This window comes from Mesorhizobium neociceri (assembly GCF_013520985.1).
Taxonomy (GTDB): Bacteria; Pseudomonadota; Alphaproteobacteria; order Rhizobiales; family Rhizobiaceae; genus Mesorhizobium; species Mesorhizobium neociceri.
On sequence record NZ_JACDTY010000003.1, the window covers coordinates 300061 to 317262 of the forward strand.

19 protein-coding genes are annotated in these 17202 nt (G+C 63.4%); 9 read left to right on the forward strand and 10 right to left on the reverse strand.

The features are described from left to right. Nucleotides 1-159: 159 nt before the first annotated feature. The gene (locus tag H0241_RS09430; RefSeq protein WP_181057149.1) at nt 160-873 is read left to right on the forward strand and encodes a flagellar biosynthetic protein FliO; all 714 of its coding nucleotides are present in this window, start codon (nt 160-162) and stop codon (nt 871-873) included. A gap of 244 nt (nt 874-1117) precedes the next feature. Here H0241_RS09430 and dksA read toward each other — a convergent pair whose 3' ends face one another. Further along, nucleotides 1118-1534, reverse strand: coding sequence for an RNA polymerase-binding protein DksA (gene dksA / locus H0241_RS09435; RefSeq protein ID WP_181057150.1), 417 nt, complete (start codon nt 1532-1534; stop codon nt 1118-1120). A 264-nt stretch (nt 1535-1798) separates the two neighbouring features. Here dksA and H0241_RS09440 point away from each other — a divergent pair, with 264 nt between their 5' ends. The 4 genes from H0241_RS09440 (at nt 1799) to H0241_RS09455 (ending at nt 5560) form a co-directional block, all read left to right on the forward strand. Beyond that, a complete protein-coding gene (locus H0241_RS09440) occupies nt 1799-2302 on the forward strand; it encodes a SixA phosphatase family protein (protein WP_181057151.1) in 504 nt (167 codons plus the stop codon). Between the two features lie 87 nt (nt 2303-2389). Further along, nucleotides 2390-3868, forward strand: coding sequence for a YcjX family GTP-binding protein (locus H0241_RS09445; RefSeq protein WP_181057152.1), 1479 nt, complete (start codon nt 2390-2392; stop codon nt 3866-3868). After that, entirely contained in the window at nt 3865-4929 is a 1065-nt protein-coding gene (locus H0241_RS09450; RefSeq protein WP_181057153.1) for a YcjF family protein, read from the forward strand. The genes H0241_RS09445 and H0241_RS09450 overlap by 4 nt, the downstream gene beginning before the upstream one ends. 82 nt (nt 4930-5011) lie before the next feature. After that, the gene (locus H0241_RS09455; protein ID WP_181057154.1) at nt 5012-5560 is read left to right on the forward strand and encodes a hypothetical protein; all 549 of its coding nucleotides are present in this window, start codon (nt 5012-5014) and stop codon (nt 5558-5560) included. A 71-nt stretch (nt 5561-5631) separates the two neighbouring features. Here the strand turns inward: H0241_RS09455 and H0241_RS09460 are convergent, their stop codons facing one another. The 3 genes from H0241_RS09460 to H0241_RS09470 all read right to left on the reverse strand — a co-directional run bounded on the left by H0241_RS09460 (nt 5632) and on the right by H0241_RS09470 (nt 8330). Beyond that, nucleotides 5632-5898, reverse strand: coding sequence for a hypothetical protein (locus H0241_RS09460; protein ID WP_181057155.1), 267 nt, complete (start codon nt 5896-5898; stop codon nt 5632-5634). 174 nt (nt 5899-6072) lie between these two features. Continuing rightward, nucleotides 6073-7281, reverse strand: coding sequence for an MFS transporter (locus H0241_RS09465; protein ID WP_181057156.1), 1209 nt, complete (start codon nt 7279-7281; stop codon nt 6073-6075). Between the two features lie 59 nt (nt 7282-7340). Beyond that, the gene (locus H0241_RS09470; protein ID WP_181057282.1) at nt 7341-8330 is read right to left on the reverse strand and encodes an AraC family transcriptional regulator; all 990 of its coding nucleotides are present in this window, start codon (nt 8328-8330) and stop codon (nt 7341-7343) included. Nucleotides 8331-8491: 161 nt separating this feature from the next. Between H0241_RS09470 and H0241_RS09475 the strand changes: the two genes are divergently transcribed. Continuing rightward, on the forward strand, nt 8492-10354 hold the full coding sequence (locus H0241_RS09475) for a monovalent cation:proton antiporter-2 (CPA2) family protein (RefSeq protein ID WP_181057157.1): 1863 nt from the start codon (nt 8492-8494) through the stop codon (nt 10352-10354). Next, nucleotides 10338-10886, forward strand: coding sequence for a DUF924 family protein (locus H0241_RS09480; protein WP_181057158.1), 549 nt, complete (start codon nt 10338-10340; stop codon nt 10884-10886). The genes H0241_RS09475 and H0241_RS09480 overlap by 17 nt, the downstream gene beginning before the upstream one ends. On the opposite strand, the gene folK is transcribed toward H0241_RS09480, so the two are convergent. The 3 genes from folK to folP are packed head-to-tail and all read right to left on the reverse strand — an operon-like array spanning nt 10883 to nt 12587. After that, a complete protein-coding gene (gene folK / locus H0241_RS09485) occupies nt 10883-11395 on the reverse strand; it encodes a 2-amino-4-hydroxy-6-hydroxymethyldihydropteridine diphosphokinase (RefSeq protein WP_181057159.1) in 513 nt (170 codons plus the stop codon). The genes H0241_RS09480 and folK overlap by 4 nt on opposite strands. Continuing rightward, the gene (gene folB, locus H0241_RS09490) at nt 11379-11738 is read right to left on the reverse strand and encodes a dihydroneopterin aldolase (protein WP_112395424.1); all 360 of its coding nucleotides are present in this window, start codon (nt 11736-11738) and stop codon (nt 11379-11381) included. The genes folK and folB overlap by 17 nt, the downstream gene beginning before the upstream one ends. Before the next feature lie 3 nt (nt 11739-11741). Further along, on the reverse strand, nt 11742-12587 hold the full coding sequence (gene folP, locus H0241_RS09495; RefSeq protein WP_181057160.1) for a dihydropteroate synthase: 846 nt from the start codon (nt 12585-12587) through the stop codon (nt 11742-11744). A gap of 118 nt (nt 12588-12705) precedes the next feature. Here folP and H0241_RS09500 point away from each other — a divergent pair, with 118 nt between their 5' ends. Then, the gene (locus H0241_RS09500) at nt 12706-13326 is read left to right on the forward strand and encodes a DUF922 domain-containing Zn-dependent protease (protein ID WP_181057161.1); all 621 of its coding nucleotides are present in this window, start codon (nt 12706-12708) and stop codon (nt 13324-13326) included. A 216-nt stretch (nt 13327-13542) separates the two neighbouring features. Continuing rightward, complete coding sequence (locus H0241_RS09505) at nt 13543-15024, forward strand: MDR family MFS transporter (protein ID WP_181057162.1); 1482 nt, start codon at nt 13543-13545, stop codon at nt 15022-15024. Nucleotides 15025-15045: 21 nt separating this feature from the next. Here the strand turns inward: H0241_RS09505 and H0241_RS09510 are convergent, their stop codons facing one another. The 3 genes from H0241_RS09510 to H0241_RS09520 form a co-directional block, all read right to left on the reverse strand. Further along, complete coding sequence (locus H0241_RS09510) at nt 15046-16077, reverse strand: NAD(P)/FAD-dependent oxidoreductase (RefSeq protein WP_181057163.1); 1032 nt, start codon at nt 16075-16077, stop codon at nt 15046-15048. Between the two features lie 104 nt (nt 16078-16181). Next, complete coding sequence (locus tag H0241_RS09515; protein ID WP_181057164.1) at nt 16182-16502, reverse strand: 2Fe-2S iron-sulfur cluster-binding protein; 321 nt, start codon at nt 16500-16502, stop codon at nt 16182-16184. A gap of 158 nt (nt 16503-16660) precedes the next feature. Next, a complete protein-coding gene (locus H0241_RS09520; protein ID WP_181057283.1) occupies nt 16661-16999 on the reverse strand; it encodes an Hpt domain-containing protein in 339 nt (112 codons plus the stop codon). Nucleotides 17000-17202 lie beyond the last annotated feature (203 nt).

Here is a 17202-nt window from a genome sequence, read left to right on the forward strand (position 1 = left end):
TCACATTCTCCTAATCCGGAAAAGGCCTTGGCAGCAAATGTCCGATAAAAATGACGTGCCGGTGTTTCAAGCTGTTCACGAAGCGTGAAGGCAACTTGCGGTGGCCGGTCGCAACGGTCTAGTGTCGCCTCCACTTCAAAAACCGATTTGGGGGCACCGATGCAGTGGCTGGATAGCGTGGCGGGTCCTGGATATGCCGCAGCGCTGCTGTGGACGTTTGCCGCCCTTGTCCTGCTGGTCATCGTGCTCGTCATCATCAGGCTGGTCCGCAACCTGACCTTCGGTACCTTCGTTGCCGGCGGCCGCAATCGCAAGACGCGGCTGGCGGTCATGGACGCCACCGCGGTCGACAGCCACCGCCGGCTGGTGCTCATACGTCGCGACGATATCGAACACCTGATTTTGATCGGCGGCCCGACCGACGTTGTGGTCGAGCGCGACATCCGGCTGGCGGCGCCACGCCGTCCGGCCTTGACCGGCGATGGCGGCGGTGGTGGCCAACAGCAACAGGCGCCGCGTCCGCGCGCGGCGCAGCCCGCGCCCGCCGCACCTGCAAGGCAGGCGCCACCGCCGCAACCGGTAAGGGCTGCTCCGGCCGCCATTCCGCCACGCCAGGCAGCACCAGCGCCAAAACCAGCCCCAATCTACCAGGCGAGCAATGTGACACCGCTGCCGGCCTATGGCGCGGCCGCCAATACCGCCCGGCAGACCCCACCGCCACCGAAGCGCGAGTCCATCGACGACACGCTGATGCGGGAGCTCGAGGTCTCGCTCGATGATTCGCACGCCAGCAAGCCGGCGGCGAAGGCACCGCAGTCTCTCGACGACGAGATGACCAAGCTGCTCGGCGAGCTCGCCAGCCAGAAGCGATAGTGGGAATCGAAATGGCCGATGGCCTGGAACGTTTCACCGTTTCACTGAAACGACGAACTGTCCTGCCTCGTTGATTTTTGCACTGGCGAGATGATTTCGCGCCTGTTTGCTGAATCGGCATCCAATACTGAATCGAATTTGACGTTCCGGTGTGACATTCAGGGACGACCGTTTGCCACGAACCCAAAAACAAAAAATGGCCGGAAATCCCGGCCATTTTCAATTTCTGTCCTGCAGTCGCGGCTCAATCGTCGCGATAGACTTTCTCGCGGCGCTCGTGGCGCTCCTGCGCTTCGATCGACAGGGTCGCGATCGGGCGCGCGTCGAGGCGCTTCAGCGCGATCGGCTCGCCGGTTTCCTCGCAATAGCCGTAAGTGCCTTCATCGATGCGCTGCAGCGCCGAATCGATCTTTGAGATGAGCTTGCGCTGGCGGTCGCGGGCGCGAAGTTCGATGGCGCGGTCGGTTTCCGAGGAAGCGCGATCGGCGAGATCGGGATGGTTGGCGTTTTCCTGCTGCAGGATTTCGAGAGTTTCGCGCGCTTCGCGCAGTATGTCGTTCTTCCAGGTGACGAGCTTCAGGCGAAAGTAGGATTTCTGCCGTTCGTTCATGAACGGCTCGTCTTCGGAGGGTACGTAATTGGCGGTAACGATATCGTTCATTCGACTCACCCAACAACCCCAAATTTCGCGCCTATATATTCGCGCAGAGAAGGCTGCACAAGCGTAATCGGCGCGCGTTTCACGCAATTGTTAATGCCGTAAGGGCAAAGCCTTCCACAGCAAGGGCGCGGGCGAATTCGCACATGATTCGTTGCGCTTGAGTGTCGTCGCCCATTGTGCGCCAGCCCTTTCTCGTGGCTAATCCACCTTTCTCGTGGCTAATCCAATTGCGTCATTTGATGGGCAGCACACCATGGGGGTCCGGTGAGCAGACTGTATCTGTTGCGGCATGCAAAGGCTGGATGGGCCCTGCCCGGCGTGCGCGACTTCGACCGCCCGCTCGACGCATCCGGCATTGCCGATGCCGAAATGATGGGGACGGCGATGCGTGCCCGCAACTACATTCCCGATATCACACTGTGTTCCAACGCCAAGCGGGCGCGCCAGACGCTGGAGGGCATCGCCGGCCACACCGATACCGGCCGGGTGCTGTTTTTCGACACGCTCTACAGCGAGGATGCCGCCGGTTATCTCGCTATCATCCGTGGCAATGGCGGACCGGGCTCGCTGCTGGTCATCGGCCACAATCCGATGACGGAAGACCTTGCCATGGCAGTTTCGGGCGACGGCGACGAGGCGGCGCGGGCCATCATGAACCATGGTTTCCCGACCTCAGGCCTCGCGGTCGTGCGCTTCAGCGGCAACCTTGCGGAAGCCGCGCAAGGTGGCGGCTATCTCGAAGCCTTCCTGACGCCCGCAGATCTCTGAGCAGAACCGGCCAGAACCCAGGCGCCATTTCAAACTTGAGCCTCAAAGCCTATATCGGGGCGTAAGAGCACGCCTGAGAGACAGATTTTGGCATCATCGCTGACGACATTCACCGACGAAGCGAGAATTGCCCTGGATACGCTGTCGGGGCGGGCAAGCGGGCTGTTTTCGCCATCGCTGCGGCTCGGCGTCACCGGCCTTTCCCGTGCCGGCAAGACGGTGTTCATCTCGGCTCTTGTCCACAATCTGATCCATGGCGGGCGGCTGCCGCTGTTCGAGGCGCAGAAATCTGGACGTATCGCGCGCGCCTTCCTCGAGGAACAGCCGGATGACGCGGTGCCGCGTTTTCAGTACGAGGATCACATCGCAGCCTTGGTCAACGACCGCATCTGGCCGGACTCGACGCGCGCCATCTCGGAACTCAGGCTCACCATCGAATATGAATCGGCGTCCGGCTGGAACCGCATGTTTTCCAGCGGGCGATTGTCGGTCGACATCGTCGACTACCCCGGCGAATGGCTGCTCGACCTGCCGCTGCTCGGCAAATCCTTCGCCGATTTCTCGCACGAAGCCTTCGAGATGGCGATGCTGCCGGTGCGGGCCGACCTGTCGCGGGACTGGCGGGCGCTGTCGGCGACGATCGACCCCAATGCCGACGCCGACGAGATGACGGCGCGCCGGCTGGCCGAGAGCTTTGCCGCCTATCTCAAGGCCTGCAAGCTCGACGAGCGGGCGCTGTCGACCTTGCCCCCCGGCCGTTTCCTGATGCCTGGCGACCTCGAGGGATCGCCAGCGCTGACTTTCGCGCCCCTGCTGCTCAAGGGCGAGCGACGGCCACGCTCCGGCTCGCTGCAAGCAATGATGGAGCGCCGCTACGAGGCCTACAAGACACATGTGGTGAAGCCGTTCTTCCGCGAACACATCACCCGCCTCGACCGTCAGATCGTGCTGATCGACGCCATGCAGGCGCTGAATGCCGGCCCCGGCGCGATGGCCGATCTCGAACGCGCGGTAACCGAGATCCTGTCCTGTTTCCGTCCCGGCCGGGGCAATTTCCTCACCGATCTGTTTTCGCGCCGCATCGACCGCATTCTGGTCGCCGCGACCAAGGCCGACCACCTGCATCACGAAAGCCATGACCGGCTGCAGGCGATCGTGCGGCGGCTTGCCGACCGGGCCGTGGCGCGGGCGAATTTTACCGGTGCCGATGTCGACGTGGTCGCCATGGCGGCGGTGCGCGCGACACGCGAAGGCACGGTCAAACAGGGCCGTGAAACGCTGCCGGTGATCATCGGTACGCCGCTGAAGGGCGAGAAGATCAATGGCGAAACCTTCGACGGCAAAACCGAAACCGCTATATTTCCCGGGGACTTGCCAGAGAAAATTGAAGCAGTGTTCGACGTGTCCGAAGCCGACCACCGGCAAAGCAGCGACGATCCGGCGATCCGTTTCGTGCGCTTTCGCCCACCAAAGCTCGAACGCACCGCCGAGGGCGTCACGCTGTCGCTGCCGCATATCAGGCTCGACCGCGCCTTGCTGTTCCTGATCGGAGACCATCTGGCATGACCGCGCCCCGCAGACCGGCAGCTTTCCGCATCGAACCGGAGGCCGAACCGAAGCAGGCCCGCAGCCATGCCGAGCCGCCGCCTGCGCGCAAGCCGCGCGCCGTCGTTGTCCCGGCCGAGATCGATGTCTTCGAAGAACCCGACATCATCGCCGCCGAGCCGCCACCTGCGACCGCGCCGCGCAAGCGCTCGCTGTTTGCCAGCCTGTTTTTCGGCGCGGTCGGCGTCCTGGTTTCGCTGGCCGTCGGCGTGTGGACCGACCGGCTCATTCGCGACCTGTTCGAGCGGGCGCAATGGCTGGGCTGGCTGGCGGCCGGAATGGCTGCAATCGCCGTGCTGGCGCTGGTGATCATACTGGTGCGCGAATTCCTGGCCATCGCCCGGCTTGCCGAGGTCGAAAAGCTGCAGAAGCGGGCTCTCGATGCCGTGGCGCGCGACGATCCGAAGGCTGCAAGGACCGTCGTCGACGAGCTCTCGGCCTTTGTCGCGGCCAAGCCCGAAACCGCGGCCGGCAGGCGCTCGCTCAGCCAATTGCGCGGCGAAATCATCGACGGCGGCAATCTGGTGCGGCTGGCCGAAACCGAGATTCTCGGGCCGCTCGACGCCAGGGCAAAGGTGATGATTCTTGAAGCGGCCAAGCGTGTATCGCTGGTGACCGCCGTCAGCCCCCGCGCTCTCGTAGATGTTGCCTATGTCGTGTTCGAGGCCGGACGTTTGATCCGCCGCCTGTCCGAGCTCTATGGCGGTCGGCCCGGCACGCTGGGCTTTTTCCGGCTGGCGCGCAGCGTTCTTGCCCATCTGGCGGTGACCGGCTCGATCGCCGTCGGCGACAGTTTTGTCCAGCAGATCGTCGGCCATGGCCTTGCCGCGCGGCTTTCAGCGAAACTCGGCGAGGGCGTTGTCAACGGCATGATGACGGCGCGCATCGGCATCGCTGCGATGGAGACGGCGCGGCCCCTGCCCTTCATTGCCGCCAGGCGGCCAGGCATGGGCGATTTCCTGTCGGCGCTGACCTCGTTTGCGACCAAAAAAGAGAGTGAAACACCCGCCTCGGCCAAGTGAACGTCCTCTCGCGGTCACCAAGCATTAACCAATCTTCTTCATGGTCGTCCAACAACAGCCTCCTTGTTGCCGGGTGTCGTCTATGAAAAGCGTAATCTTGTCGTGCGTCCTGCCCATGGTCGCGCTTGCAGCACCTCTGGGCCTGGCCGGGAAAGCCTCTGCAGCCGAACCCGACAAGCAGTTTTTCAGCACCGTAGAAGGCAAATGGGTCGGCCCGGGCGAGATCGTCGCCGGCAAGTACAAGGGCACGAAATTCACCTGCAGCTTCGACGGCTCGACGCCTGACAACAAGACGGGCATGTCGCTCGACGGCGACTGCCGGGTCGGTGTGTTCACCCAGAAAATGTCGGCGACCGTCGAGCGCAAGGGACGCGACTACAAGGGCAACTTCATGGGCGGCGCCGCGGGTTCGGGCCTCGACATCATCGGCGGCAATGTCGTCGATCCCCGCAAAGTGGTCTTCACCATCAACCGCAACCAGTTGCGCGGCGTCATGCAGGCCCGCATTCCCGACGATAATTCGATGACGGTGACCATCGCCGTGCGCGTCGATCAGCAGCTGGTGCCGGTCATCGGCATGAGTCTCAAGCGCGTCGATGCCGTCGAAGTCGGCTCCATCGCGAAGAACTGACTGTCGGCAACGCAAAGAAAAAAGGCGGCGGCTGCCCGAGCCACCGCCTTCTTCAATTCCCCGAACGAAAATCAGCCCTTGATGGCTGCCGTCAGCTCGTCATAGGCCTTGCAGGCTTCGTCCAGCGTCGTAGCGCCCTGGTATTTGGTCGTCACCGCCTGCACCTTGGCCGTCAGGTCAGCCGCCTTGGACGGATCCTTGGTGATCGCCTCCTGCAGCGCGGCGGTCATTTCCTGCGCCTTCTTGGCCGCAATCTCCTGCGTGCATTCTGGCGCCTTGGAACAGGCAGATGCGGCAAGCATGGCGACACCCACGCCAACGAGCAAAAACTTCCTCATGTCAGTCATCTCCTCACAAAGGCAGAACTTGATCGTCGCTGCCTTCCAACGGCCGAAGCCGAGCGTCCCTTAGCCGCCGATTGCGGCAAAACGCAACGCGCGCACCGCATAAACTTGTGTAACGCGGCTGCAACATCGCGGCGGCCAGGCCGCCGGCGTGAGCGGGAGCAACGTTCAGCCGCGAGGCTGCAGCAGCCCCAGCAAAGCTGTCGATGCGGCAAGGACGGCGGTCAGAGTCAAGGGCGCCGTGGCGCCGTAGTTGTCCACGACATAACCGCCGACAACCGCGCCGATGGTGATGGCGACCTGGAAAGAGACGACCATCAGGCTGCCCGCCGCTTCCAGCGCGTCGGGTGCCGCACGCGACAGATTGGTCGGCAGCACAACCGGCCCCATGCCGAAGGCCAAGCCCCAAAGCGTTACGAACGCGAAGGCAGCGCCGATGTGCACGCCCCAAAGCACCAATGCCAGCGCCGCAAACGCCATCAAGACGGCGGTCACCACGAGAGCTATGCGGATATTGGCGTCGGCCAAGCGGCCGCCGGCAATATTGCCGACCACAGCGGCGATGCCAAATCCGAGCAGAGCCAGGGCAATCGGCCCGGTTGCAAGCAGCGTCACGTGTTCGAGGAAGGGACGCACATAGACAGAGCCAGCGAAATGCCCGGTCATCAGCAAGACAATGGCCAGCATGCCGAGTTGAATGCCGCGCCGCCGTGTCAGCCGAAATACGTCTGCAAGGCTATTGCTAGCGGTTGCAGGCAAGGTCGGCAGGCTGAGAAACTGCAGCAGCATGGCAACCACGGCCAGCCCCGCTGTCATGGCCATGGCGCTGCGCCATCCGAGCCAATCGCTGATCAGTGCACCCATCGACGGCGCGGCAATGGTGGCGAGCGAGACGCCGAGGGTGACGATAGCCATGCCTCGACCTGTCGCATTGGCGCCGACCAGCCTTGCTACGACGGCAACCGAAAGCGCCCAGAAAGCGCTGAGAGCGATCCCCAGCCCGGCCCGGCCTAGCAACAGCAGCCAGAAGTTGGGCGCCAGCGCTGCAAGAATATTGGAGGTGACCGCCAGGGCCATGAGGCCAACCAGCACCGTCTTGCGGTTCAATCGGCCGATGAGAACATTGCTCAGCATGGCCGTCACGGCGCCGACCGAAGCGGTGGCGGTGACGACCTGTCCGGCCGTTCCCTCGCTGATGCCGAGATCGCGCGCCATTGGTGTCAACAGACCTGCCGGCAAAAATTCGGCTGACACCAGCGCAAAGCTGGTGGCCGCCAATGAAATGACCGCGAACCAGGTGGCTGCGCTCCACGCGGCTGAAGCATCGGCGTCAAGGCCAATCGCGGCGTCTTCAAGCTGTAATGTTGTGTCAGTCACGGAAGGATCTCCAAAGTTTGGAGATCTTCATAGCCGAGTCCTGTCGGATGATATGTATCTTAAAATCCGAAATTCATATCTATTCGTCCGGGAATTGTGCGGCGCACAACGCCGGGCGAGACATTGGTGATGCGCTTGAACGCGCGAGCGAAGGATGCCTCGGAATCATAGCCCAAACGGGTAGCCACCTCGGCAACCGACAAGCCGTTTTGTCCCAGCAATTCGCGGGCAAGCTGCATGCGCAGGCGGGCGAGATAGCGCGCAGCACCCTCCCCCAAGACAGCGCTGAAGCGCTCGGCGAAAATCGAGCGCGATTGGCCTGCCACGCCGGCGAGGCTTCCCAGCGTCCAGTTGTGGCCGGGGTCCCTGTGCATGGCTGCCAGGGCGCGGCCAATATGGGGGTCGCGGATGGCTGCGAGCCAACCGGTGGTCGACGCTCCATTGCAATTGACCCAGCAGCGGATAAGCCGGGCCGTCAGCAAGTCCGCCATACGCGACAGAATCGTGGCGCTGCCCATCTGCGGTTGCGCGGCCTCCGCCGTCATGGCCGCCAGCAAAGGGCCGACGACCGGGTCATTGCCGGCCACGTCGCAACCCTTGATGATAGGCGGCATCAACGTGATCAATGGGTTGAGCGCACAGGAGCCCAGGGCCATGGAGCCGCAGAAAAGGGTGCTTGTCGCGCCCGTTCCTTCCCGCACCACTTCGCAGACGTTGCCTCCCAACTTGATCACCTGGCAACCCTCGAGCGAGTCGCCGGCAACATCCGGCGCACTCGCCAGCCGATGGGCGGTGCCTTGCGGCAGCAGCACCAGATCGCCGTCGCGCAACTCCTGCCAGCCTTGGGCTTCGGTATGAATCCAACATGGACCCTGGCCGACAAAGTGAAACCGAAGCAGCGGTTGTTGCGGAAAATCTATGCTCCATGGATGTCGGAGCTCGCAGCGGCCATAGTTGACACCACTCAAGCGAAAGTCCTGCAGAACTTCGCTGAGCGCATCCATCGGGATGTGTGGTGGCGACGACGGGCGGGACGAATAGTCAGGCATACAGCTGGTATAGATGCCGAACGTCCGGCGGGCAAGCGCGGACCGTTGTTCCATCGAGGGAATCGCTGCGACGGCACCCTACCCGTCTTGGCAGGCTTCTCGCCCTTGCCTCCCGCTCCCAGTGCATGCAAGGAGTGCTGCGAGACAGAGGGACAAGAGGCATGGCAGCGGAAGCATCGGGCAGCGATCTCATTCAGGTGGTGGCGCTGCTTGCCGCAGGCGTCGTCGCCGTTCCGATCTTCAAACGCATGGGCCTGGGCTCGATCCTCGGCTATCTCGCCGCCGGCGTGGTCATCGGCCCGTTCGGTATTGGCATTTTTTCCGAATCGGAAGCCATCCTGCATGTCGCCGAACTCGGCGTCGTCATGTTCCTGTTCATCATCGGGCTGGAGATGCAGCCGTCGCGGCTGTGGGGCCTGCGCCGCGAGATTTTTGGCCTTGGCGCGCTGCAGGTTGGCGTCTGTGCACTGCTGCTCACCGGTGTTGGTCTCGCCGGCGGCTTTCCGATCGCGCAGTCCTTCGTTGCCGGCGCCGGCTTCGTGCTGACCTCGACGGCGATTGTCATGCAGCTGCTGGAAGAGCGCGGCGAGATGGCCTCGCCCAAGGGCCAGCGTATCGTGTCCATCCTGCTGCTCGAGGATCTGGCAATCGTGCCGCTGCTGGCGCTGGTCGCATTCCTGGCGCCGGGCGGTGCCGAGATGACCCTGCAGCAACGACTGACCGAGGTCGGCATCGGCCTTGGCGCCATCGTCGGGCTGGTGGTGGCGGGTCGCTATCTGCTCAATCCGTTCTTCCGCATCCTGGCCGACGCCAAGGCGCGCGAGGTGATGACGGCGGCGGCACTTCTGGTTGTGCTGGGGTCGGCGCTGGTCATGCAGCTCTCCGGCCTGTCGATGGCGATGGGCGCCTTCCTCGCCGGCGTGCTCCTGTCCGAATCGACCTTCCGCCATCAGCTGGAAGCCGACATCGAGCCGTTTCGCGGCATCCTGCTTGGCCTGTTCTTCCTCGCTGTCGGCATGTCGCTCGACCTGCATGTGGTGGTCGACAACTGGCGGCTGATCGCCATCTATGTCGTCGCCTACATGGTGATGAAGGCGCTCGGCATCTATCTCGTCGCCCGCATGCTGAAGAGCGGCCACCGCGAAGCGCTGGAGCGCGCTGTGTTCATGGCACAGGGCGGCGAATTCGCTTTCGTGCTTTATTCCGCGGCGGCGGCCGTCGGCATCATCGACAGCCGGGCCAACGCCACGCTGACCGCGATCATCATCATCTCCATGGTGCTGACGCCGCTGGCCATCATCGTGCTCAAATATCTGACGCCGCGCGACGAGCAGTCGCTTGAAGGTGTCGACGTCGCTGAAGGCCTGACCGGCAGTGTTCTGGTCATCGGCTTCGGCCGCTTCGGCCAGATCGCCAGCCAGCCGCTTTTGTTGCGCGGCATCGACGTGTCGATCATCGACAATGACGTCGAAATGATCCAGGCGGCCGCCGATTTCGGCTTCAAGGTCTACTATGGCGACGGCACGCGGCTCGACATTTTGCGCGCCGCCGGTGCCGGGAGAGCACGCGCGGTGCTGATCTGCGTCGACAAGGCGGACGCTGCCGTTCGCATCGCCGAACTGATCAAGGCGGAGTTCCCGCTGCTGACCGTCCTGGCGCGCGCCTACGATCGCGGCACCGCGCTGTCGCTCATCCGCGTCGGAGTGGATTTCCAGCTGCGCGAAACCTTCGAATCGGCTCTCGTCTTCGGCGGCTCGGCGCTTGAAGCGCTTGGCGTCGAACCGGAAGACGTCGCCGACGTCATCGAGGATGTTCGGCGCCGCGACAACGACCGCTTCGAGACGCAGCTGGCGGAAGGCATACGGGCTGGCCGGCGCTTCCTAAGGGGCAATATCGGCACGCCGATTCCGACGCCGCTCGCCCCGCCACGTCGACCCGGCCAGGCGCTGAATGAAGAAACCGCCGGTGTGTTGAACAAATCCGAGCCTGCCGATCAGGGGAATGCCGATGACCGCATTGGATGAGCGCGCGCTTGCCGTCACCCGATTCTGGCGCGAGGCCGGCGAAGATGCGTGGTTCGAGAAGAACGATGCCTTTGACGCGGATTTTCGCAGCCGGTTTCTCGACCTGCACTTTGCTGCCGCACGGCGCGAGTGCGACGCCTGGTCGGAGCATGCCGAGGGTTCGCTGGCGCTGATGATCCTGCTCGACCAGTTTCCGCGCAACTGCTTTCGCGGCAGCGGCCACATGTACGCCACCGATCCATTGGCAAGGCATTTTGCCGCCAGGGCGATTGCAGCCGGCCATGACCTTGCACTGGAAGAAGACCTGCGCGTCTTCCTGTACCTGCCCTATGAGCACTCCGAGCTGCCCGCCGACCAGGACAGATCGGTCGAGCTCACCACTGCCAGGGCGCCGGACTATGTGAAATACGCGGTCGAGCATCGCGACATCGTCGAGCGTTTCGGGCGGTTCCCGCATCGGAACAAAATGCTTGGCCGCGAAACGACTGCCGACGAACAGGTATTTCTCGATGGCGGAGGGTTTTCCGGCTAGCCCAGCCACCAGTCGCGGCCGGAAGACAGCCGCTTTATGCCTGACGTATCGACGGCGCCGAGCCGCTCGGTGACGCTGCGGCCGCCCACCGCCAGTTCCGGCGCAATCTCGGCCAGTGGCGCCAGCACGAAGGCGCGCTCCAGCATCCTGGGATGAGGTACCTCCAGCCCGGTCTCGTGGATGATGCGGTCGCCGAACACCAATATGTCGATGTCGATCAGGCGCGGCCCCCAGCGCTCCTCGCGCACCCGCTTCAGCTTGCGCTCGGCCTCGAGGCAGAGGTCGAGCAGCGCCCTTGGCGCCAGCACCGTCGAGATTTCGGCGGCGGCGTTGAGGAAATCCGGCTGGTCGAGCTTGCCCCAGGGTGGCGTGCGGTAGAGCGAGGAGACGGCGATGACGCGCGTGCTCTCGTCGGCATCGAGCAAGCGCAGCGCCGTGGCCATCGAGGCCGCCGGATCGCCGAGATTGCCGCCAAGGCTGAGATAGACCGTATTATTCGGGCCAGACAACGGTCACCTCGACATAATCGAGCACGCCGGGCACCGGCGCGTTCGGCTTGCGCACGGTGATCTCGGCCTTCCTGATCTGCGGAAACCGCGCCGTCAGCGCCTTCGCCACTTCGAGCGCCAGCGCCTCGATCAGGAAACGGCGATGTCCAGTGACGATCTTTTCAATCACCGTGAAGGCGATGCCGTAATTGACGGTGTCCTCAATGGAATCATCCTCCAGCGGACGGCTGGGCTCGACCGTCAACTCGGCATCGACATAGAAACGCTGGCCAAGCGCCTCCTCCTCGTCCAGCACGCCGTGCCGGGCAAAGAAGGCGCAGTTCTTCATACGGATGACATACATTTCTTAGCGTCCTGGCTTTTCACGCGCCAGCATAGCATCGGCAACGGCCAGCGCGTCCACGTTGATTGCGACATCGTGGACGCGAAACAGATCGGCGCCCTTGAGCCTGAGGATAACGCTGGTGGCTGCCGTCCCTGCGCCGCGCTCAGCGGCGTCGCGGCCGGTTACGGTGCCGATGAAGCGTTTTCGCGATGTGCCGGCCATCAGGGGAAAGCCCAGCGCCTTCAGTTCGGAAAACCGCGCCATCAGGTCGAGGTTTTCCTCCGCCGTCTCCTTGGCGAAGCCGAAGCCGGCATCGAGCACGACATGGCTATCCTGCACGCCGCTGCGCTTCGCGATTTCCAGCGATGCCTTGAGGAAGAAAAACTGGTCGTCGATGACATCGGGCAGCTTTTGCCGTCCGCGCCCGGTATGCATGATGACCAGCCCGGCGCCGCTCTCGGCGGCGACGCGGGCAATGCCGGGTTCACGCTGCAAGCCCCAGACATCGTTGACGATATGCGCGCCGGCGGCGACGGCGAGCCGCGCGGTTTCCTCGCGATAGGTGTCGACCGAAATCATGGCTTCACCAGACGCCGCGAGCGCGGCGATCACCGGCAGAATGCGGGCCTGCTCTTCTTCAGCGGTGACGGGAGACGCACCGGGGCGCGTCGATTCTCCGCCGATGTCGATGACGACAGCCCCCTCTTCCACCATGCGGCGCGCCTGGGTCACCGCCTGGTCCGGCGCAACGAACTGACCGCCATCGGAAAAACTGTCCGGCGTGACGTTGAGAATGCCGACCACTATGGCCTTCTCGCCAAGGTCGAGATGACGCCCATGCGCCAGTTGCCATCGCCTTGTCGTCATTGTCCTTCAACCATGTGGCTCATCGAGCACTTGCAATCCATCAACGATGCGTGATCGGTGGAAGATCAATTCCGTTGCGCCGGCAACGGCCGTAAAGCAAGGTGAGTGAAGAGGCAACATGATGAAGCGACCCCTGCTCTGCGCCCTGATGCTGGCTTTGACCGTTTTACCGGCAGGCGCGGCAAATCTGGTGAAGACCTACAGCTATTTTGGCATCGGCGGCAGCACGCTCGATGCCATCGAGACACAATTGTCGACACAAGGACCCGAGGTGAAAAGCACCGGGATGCGGCATCCGGGCGCCACCCAGATGGCATTCACCACCCGCATCAGCTACGCGCAAACCGCTGATTCCTGCCGCATCGCCAAGGCCGCCGTCACCGTCAAGGTCAAGGTCATCCTTCCGCAGTGGCGCAGGCCGCGCAAGGCCGACGCCGATGTCAGGCTGTTTTGGGATACGCTGTCGGCGGACATCAAGCGCCACGAGGAGCGCCATGTCGAGATCGCGAAGAATCACGGCCGTCAGCTTGAGGACGCGCTGAACGCCAGCTACCCGCAAAAGACCTGCGCTGAGGCCAAGGCCAAGGCGGCTGAGATCACCGCGGCCGAACTCGCCAGGCATGACCAGGACCAGCTGCGCTTCGACCGTGTCGAGGGCGTCAACTTCGAAAGCCGCATTCTGCGGCTGCTGCGCTACCGCATACAGCGCGTCGAGAACGGCCAGCTTCCACCGGGCTGAAACACAGGACTGATACCAAGCCAATCCTGCCGAAACATGAGGCCAGCGCCAGAAAGTTTTCGGGCAAGGGTCGAAATCGGCCTATACGGGACGACATATGTCAGGCTCGCAAGACGCGAGCTTCGAAACACGAGATCAAGACCAATTGAGGCGGCGTATAGCGGAGCGGCCATTTGGCGCCGCGCAATCGCTCGCAGACACTGTGGATGAACTGATATGGACCAGGCTGTCGACAAGCCGGTTTTGGCGGCGCCCACCGCGCCTCTGACGGAAAGCGAGAAGAACGTCATCATCGCTGGCATCCTGCTGTCGATGCTCCTGGCGGCGCTCGACCAGACCATCGTCGCGCCGGCCATGCCGACCATCGGCCGTTCGCTCGGCCATGCCGACTATCTGCCGTGGATCGTGACCGGCTATCTCCTGACGGCGACCGCCATGGCGCCGCTCTACGGCAAGATCTCCGACGTCTATGGCCGCCGGCCGACGGTCTATGCAGCGATCCTGATCTTCCTCGCCGGATCGCTGGTCAGCGCCATGGCCCCCAACATGTTCGTGCTGGTCGTCGGGCGAGCGATCCAGGGTGCGGGCGGCGGTGGCCTGTTCGCCTTGGCGCAGATCGTTATCGGCGACCTGGTGCCGCCGCGCGAGCGGGCGCGTTATGCCGCGTGGATTTCGGGCACATGGGCCGTCGCCAGCATCGCCGGACCGTTGCTCGGCGGCGGATTTGCCGAACATCTGCACTGGTCGCTGATCTTCTGGATCAACATCCCGCTTGGTGTGGTGGCCATGGCCATCATCAACAAGCCGCTGCGCAAACTGCCGGTCGCCGCAAAGCGGCATCGCATCGACGCCCTGGGAGCACTGCTTCTGGTGGTGGCGACGGCATTACTTCTACTGGCGCTCAACTGGGGCGGCAGCGCCTATCCCTGGGCCTCGCGCGAGATCCTCGGCCTGCTCGCCTGTTCGGCGGCCTTCTGGGGCGCGTTCGCGCTGCGGCTGATGCGTGCGGCCGAACCGCTGATCTCGCTTGAAGTGCTGAGCAATCCGATCGTGCTTGCCGGCACGGCGTCGATGTTCCTGCTGCAGGCCGCCAATATCGGCCTGTCCGTGTACCTGCCGGTCTATCTGCAGTCGATCATCGGCCTCTCGGTCAGCCAGTCGGGCCTCGCCATGCTCGGCCTGCTGCTCGGCACTGTCGCCGGCGCAACGTTCAGCGGCCGCACCATACCGCGCTTCTTCCACTACAAGCGCATCGCCATGGTCGGCGTTGTCTTCGCCATTATCTGTCTCGGCGTGCTCAGCCTGGTCGCCGGCCGCGCCTCGCTGCTGGTGGTCGAGCTCTTGACCATCTGCATTGGGCTGGGAAGCGGCACCACCTTCCCGGTCGCCACCGTGTCGGTGCAGAACGCTGTCGACCGCGCGCATCTCGGCGTCGCCACCGGCGTGCTGACCTTCCTGCGTTCGCTGGGCAGCGCGCTCGGCGTCGCCATGCTTGGCGCCGTGGCGCTCGGCTATGGCCTGCCGCTTGCCGGCGAAGGCGCGCCGGCTGCCGGACAGATCGTCTCGGCGACACCGTTCATGATGATCTTCCTTGCAGCAGCCATCACGCTCGTCCTGTCGCTGATCACGCTGGCGCTGATGCCGGAGAAGTCGTTGCGTGGCCGCGACGAGACCGAGGCGGCAGTCCTTGTGGAGTGAACCTCGGCTCGGCAGGTCTACCTACGCCACCACGCCGAGCTTCTTCTGCAGGCTGGTTGAGGAGGTGGTGTACTGGAAGACGATGCGCTCGCCGGGGCTGATGATGCGCTTGGCCGCCTGCGCCATCAGCGCCACCTCGTGAAAACCCGACAGGATAAGCTTCAGCTTGCCGGGGTACCAGTTGATGTCGCCGACGGCGAAGATACCTGATACCGAGGTTTGGAATTTCTCGGTATCGACCGGAATCAGGTTCTCGTGAAGATTGAGCCCCCATTCGGCGATCGGCCCGAGCTTCATGGTCAGGCCGAAGAACGGCAGCATGCGGGTGCACGGCACCTCGATGTCGCCGTCAGGTCCGCCCTTGATGGTCGCGGACGCCAGCTGGCCGTCGGCGCCGGTCAGGCCGCTCACCTGGCCGACCCGGAACTCCAGCTGCTTCATCTCCTGCATGGCGTACATCTTGTTGACGCTGTCGGGCGCCGCCCTGAATTCCGGCCGGCGATGGACCAGTGTGACGCTTTTCGCCACCGGCTGCAGGTTCAGCGTCCAGTCGAGCGCGGAATCGCCGCCGCCGACGATGACGAGATCGTGGCCGCGGAACTCTTCCATGCGACGCACAGAATAGAAGACGCTTTTGCCCTCATAGGCCTCGATGCCGGGAATGGGCGGCCGCTTGGGCTGGAACGAGCCGCCGCCGGCGGCGATAACCACCACCTTGGTCTCGAACACCTCATTCTCGTCGGTGGTGACCCGAAATGAGCCGTCGTCGAGCTTCTCCAGGCTGGAGACCATGCGGTTGAAACTGAAATCAGGCTTGAACGGGTGAATCTGCTCAAGCAGCTTGTCGACCAGGCCTTGCGCCGAGATCGAGGGCCAGCCCGGAATGTCGTAGATCGGCTTTTCCGGATAAAGCTCGGCGCATTGGCCGCCGGGCCGGTCGAGGATGTCGATCAAATGGCACTTCATATCGAAGAGGCCAAGCTCGAACACGGCGAACAGGCCAACCGGCCCTGCCCCGACAATGAGTGCGTCCGTCTTGATTACATCGGTCATGCCAGGCGAGCCTCATTGCCAAAACTGGGCCAAACTGGCGCGAGACTGCATGAGCATTGGCCCGCTGCCAAGCGGCAGCGGCAAAAATCAGCTGGAACGGGAGTTCAGCCCTGGCGGGCGGGCACGCGCACGACGAGGCCGTCAAGGGCGTCGCGGACTTTGATCTGGCAGGACAGGCGCGAGTTCGGCTGGACGTCATAGGCGAAGTCCAGCATATCCTCTTCCATCGCCTCCGGCTCGCCGACCTCGGCCGTCCAGGCTTCGTCGACATAGACATGGCAGGTCGCGCAAGCGCAGGCGCCGCCGCATTCGGCCTCGATGCCCGGCACCGCATTGCGGATCGCATTCTCCATGACGGTCGAGCCGTTTTCGGCCTCGACATCGAAAGAAGTGCCGTCATGGGCGATGAAGGTCAGCTTGGTCATTTGTCACCTGAAGGGAGTCTCAGCCGAGATAATCACTCCGCTGGACAAGTCAACTGCGGCGCGAAAGCGCCGCTTTGTGACGTTTTTTCGGAAAGCTGGCTAAAGCGCGCCCTGGCCCTGCCGATTCATCCCGGTGGCCGCCGGCCAAGCGGCTGCCATTACCGGCTGATGGCGGCGATGAAATCGCGCACTTCCTCGATCAGGGCGCCGAGGCGCTTGAGAGTGCGTGCGTCTTCCGGCTGCTGTTCGATCGCCGTGGCGCAATCGGCGATGGCAAAGGCGCCGACCCCGCGCGCCGAACCTTTCAGCCCATGTGCCAGAAGCAGCCTTTCGCGGACATCGGCATCCAGGATCTTGTCGCGGACGGAAAGCGCCTGCTGCACGAACAGCGCCAGCACCTCTTGTTCGAGGGCGCGATCGCCCATTGTCTGACGGGCCAGATGGGCCAGATCCACCGGCCGCGAACGGGCCGGACCCGACGCATCGCCGCCCGGCATTGAGAAGGCAATGCCGCTTTCACCGCGTACCAATTTGAAACTCCTTGTCCCGATCGCCGTAAAAAAAATAGGCGATTTCCGTCGCCAACGCGTTAATGAATGGGCCGGAAAGTTGTTGCCATAGAGGCGGCGAAATCACGTTCACGTTAACCTTATATTTAAAGTTTTACGTATCTGGCGGAATGCATGTTTTCTTTACCCGT

Bases quoted from the DNA above. Each gene is read 5' to 3' on its own strand.
- H0241_RS09450 (WP_181057153.1), top strand. From the start codon at position 3,865: ATGACCGCGCCCCGCAGACCGGCAGCTTTCCGCATCGAACCGGAGGCC.
- H0241_RS09430 (WP_181057149.1), top strand. From the start codon at position 160: ATGCAGTGGCTGGATAGCGTGGCGGGTCCTGGATATGCCGCAGCGCTG.
- H0241_RS09500 (WP_181057161.1), top strand. From the start codon at position 12,706: ATGATGAAGCGACCCCTGCTCTGCGCCCTGATGCTGGCTTTGACCGTT.
- folB (WP_112395424.1), bottom strand. From the start codon at position 11,738: ATGTATGTCATCCGTATGAAGAACTGCGCCTTCTTTGCCCGGCACGGC.
- folP (WP_181057160.1), bottom strand. From the start codon at position 12,587: ATGACGACAAGGCGATGGCAACTGGCGCATGGGCGTCATCTCGACCTT.
- H0241_RS09520 (WP_181057283.1), bottom strand. From the start codon at position 16,999: ATGCCGGGCGGCGATGCGTCGGGTCCGGCCCGTTCGCGGCCGGTGGAT.
- H0241_RS09505 (WP_181057162.1), top strand. From the start codon at position 13,543: ATGGACCAGGCTGTCGACAAGCCGGTTTTGGCGGCGCCCACCGCGCCT.
- H0241_RS09475 (WP_181057157.1), top strand. From the start codon at position 8,492: ATGGCAGCGGAAGCATCGGGCAGCGATCTCATTCAGGTGGTGGCGCTG.
- H0241_RS09455 (WP_181057154.1), top strand. From the start codon at position 5,012: ATGAAAAGCGTAATCTTGTCGTGCGTCCTGCCCATGGTCGCGCTTGCA.
- dksA (WP_181057150.1), bottom strand. From the start codon at position 1,534: ATGAACGATATCGTTACCGCCAATTACGTACCCTCCGAAGACGAGCCG.
- H0241_RS09480 (WP_181057158.1), top strand. From the start codon at position 10,338: ATGACCGCATTGGATGAGCGCGCGCTTGCCGTCACCCGATTCTGGCGC.
- H0241_RS09510 (WP_181057163.1), bottom strand. From the start codon at position 16,077: ATGACCGATGTAATCAAGACGGACGCACTCATTGTCGGGGCAGGGCCG.
- H0241_RS09460 (WP_181057155.1), bottom strand. From the start codon at position 5,898: ATGAGGAAGTTTTTGCTCGTTGGCGTGGGTGTCGCCATGCTTGCCGCA.
- H0241_RS09470 (WP_181057282.1), bottom strand. From the start codon at position 8,330: ATGCCTGACTATTCGTCCCGCCCGTCGTCGCCACCACACATCCCGATG.
- H0241_RS09515 (WP_181057164.1), bottom strand. From the start codon at position 16,502: ATGACCAAGCTGACCTTCATCGCCCATGACGGCACTTCTTTCGATGTC.